The sequence below is a fragment of the Spiroplasma endosymbiont of Megaselia nigra genome, from assembly GCF_003987485.1.
Taxonomy (GTDB): Bacteria; Bacillota_I; Bacilli_A; order Mycoplasmatales; family Mycoplasmataceae; genus Spiroplasma.
The window spans coordinates 1-2,179 of the sequence record NZ_RCOO01000179.1 but is presented as its reverse complement, the minus strand read 5'-3'; the positions used below and the strand labels follow the sequence as shown (position 1 = coordinate 2,179).

Sequence of the window (2,179 nt, the reverse complement as noted above, 5' to 3'; positions counted from 1 at the left end):
GCGATGTTTGTTCAATTTCTTTTACTGTATTTTTTCGAAATTCTGCAGTATATGTTTTAAATTTTTGTTCTTTTCCTGCCATTAAAAAATGCACCTCCTCTAAAAGTTTAGTAAAGTTCTTTTTTAATTTTACTTACTTTTTGGGGTGCAGTCTTATATTTAATATTATCTTTTTTAATAATTATATTTATTTGGTTCAAAATATGATTTGTTTGGAAGAAATGGTAATATTTTTTTTCATTTGTAATATTTTTTTGATGATACAAAGGATTAATCTCTTTTTTGACATCTCACTGATGGATATTATTAAAATTCTTTTCAGTAATGATATTTGTTAAAACTTTTTCTAATTTTTGATTTCATTTTTGGACTTTTTTATGAGAATTAAAATATTGTTTTTCAATATCATATAATGAATTAAATCGTTCTCATGAATCATTTTCATACTTAATTAAAAAGACATTATTTAATCTAATAACATATTTGTTAACAATATCATTTTCTTCTTTTAATAAATTTGAAAATTTTTGTTCTTCTTCGACTGACATTTCAACTAATAAGCTCGCAGTATTAGGATTAATTTCTAATTTATTATTATAAAAATGAGAAGCAAATTTTAAATATTCTTTAACTTGTTCAAACTTAATTTCATTTTTTAACAATAAAACGGCAGTTGTAAACGAAATTGATAATAATTCAATGACTAAAAAATTATTAATAATATTTAATTTACTTTTGCTTTCCATTTCTTCTAATTTATTTAACTTATCTAAATAAATTTTAAATAAAATTTCATATTTTTCATCTTTAATTCTTCTTTTCATCATTTTTTTGCTCATAATCAATTTCCTCATTTCTATTATCGCTATTATTGTCATCTGTTTGTTCACTTTCATCTAAACGATTAATAAGGTCAGCTATTTTATCAATAATATTTTTAGCTTCTAATAATTCAAATATTTTTTTATTTTTTTCAAAAAACTCTTCTGTCTGTTTTATTTTTTTATTTTTTTTCTCTAAAAAAAGAATTTTTTGAGCCATTAAACGGATTGTTGTTTTATCTAAAGTTTGATTTTTTAGTAATTCTAGAAAAGTTTGATGCTTAAGTTCAAATTTTCGTCTTTTAGTCTTATTTCTTTCCCTAACAACTATTCCTAAAAATGTAAATAATCCTAAAAAGAAAGTTCCATCTATGCTTTCCAAAATAATTTTAACAGTTTCACTCATTTTTCCTTAATAATGCTATTTTTCATTATACTTCCCACTTTCTTTTTCTTTTAATGAACTAATCTAAAAAGCAAAATATAAGATCATTAATAACTATTTTATTTATGTCTGTAATATTCTGCTTAGTAATTTTTTATATTTTTTAATTTATATATTTTATTATATAATAATTATTTTTTATTTGTGAAAAAGATGAATAGATATCATTATTTAAATTAAGGACTATGCTATTTTTTTTCTAACAAAGGAATCGCTTTTGTATAAATTTCTAACATTTTTTTTAAATCATCAAGCTTAACATACTCATTATAAGAATGCATTGTTGATTCATTAATATCAAATTCAGCGCCAAATGTTACACAATTTGGCATTGCTTTAGCATATGTTCCACCACCGATTGCTACAGGTTTTGTGTGGGTATCACCAGTCACCTCTTGGTAAACTTTCATAATATTTTTAATCATTGGACTATTAACTGGCATATAAAGTGCTTCTTGCCAATAAATATTTGTTAATTCCAAGTTATATTTTTTTAATTCTGCTGTTAATGGTTTTTGTACATCAGGTAATTTATATGAAATTGGAACGCGCATATTTAAAGTTAAGCGTGTTTTTTCCTTTAATTTTGTAGAAAACTCTTGATATTTATAAAATATAGCTAATTTTAGGTATATTTTTAATATATAGAGGTAAATAATTGATGGAAAAAATAATTACAGAATTAAAAAACAGTTTTACAAATGATCAATTTTTAGAATTTGCTGAAAAAATAAAAAAAGAAGTAGAGGTAATCAAAAAACAAAAACGTTTAAATGAAATTGATCAAAAATTTAGAGATACAGGCATTACATGTCCTAATTGCAAATCTTTTCATTGTGTTAAAAATGGTCATAATCCTGAAGGAAAACAAAAATATTTATGCAAAAAATGTCGAGCTAGTTTTGATGCTTTT

3 protein-coding genes and 1 pseudogene are annotated in these 2,179 nt (G+C 22.3%); 1 reads left to right on the top strand and 3 read right to left on the bottom strand.

Features of this window, described 5'->3' with window-relative positions; genetic code table 4:
* Positions 1-107: 107 nt before the first annotated feature.
* The 3 genes and pseudogenes from D9R21_RS05890 to D9R21_RS05880 all read right to left on the bottom strand — a co-directional run.
* The gene (locus tag D9R21_RS05890; protein WP_126821472.1) at positions 108-839 is read right to left on the bottom strand and encodes a hypothetical protein; all 732 of its coding nucleotides are present in this window, start codon (positions 837-839) and stop codon (positions 108-110) included.
* On the bottom strand, positions 808-1,227 hold the full coding sequence (locus D9R21_RS05885; protein ID WP_126821471.1) for a hypothetical protein: 420 nt from the start codon (positions 1,225-1,227) through the stop codon (positions 808-810). Before D9R21_RS05885 ends, D9R21_RS05890 begins: the two co-directional genes overlap by 32 nt.
* 227 nt (positions 1,228-1,454) lie before the next feature.
* Positions 1,455-1,853: pseudogene (locus D9R21_RS05880) on the bottom strand (M20/M25/M40 family metallo-hydrolase); the annotation flags it as partial.
* Positions 1,854-1,927: 74 nt separating this feature from the next.
* Here D9R21_RS05880 and D9R21_RS05875 point away from each other — a divergent pair.
* Positions 1,928-2,179 (top strand): IS1 family transposase (locus tag D9R21_RS05875; protein ID WP_148108853.1); only part of this gene is annotated, 252 nt, incomplete at its 3' end.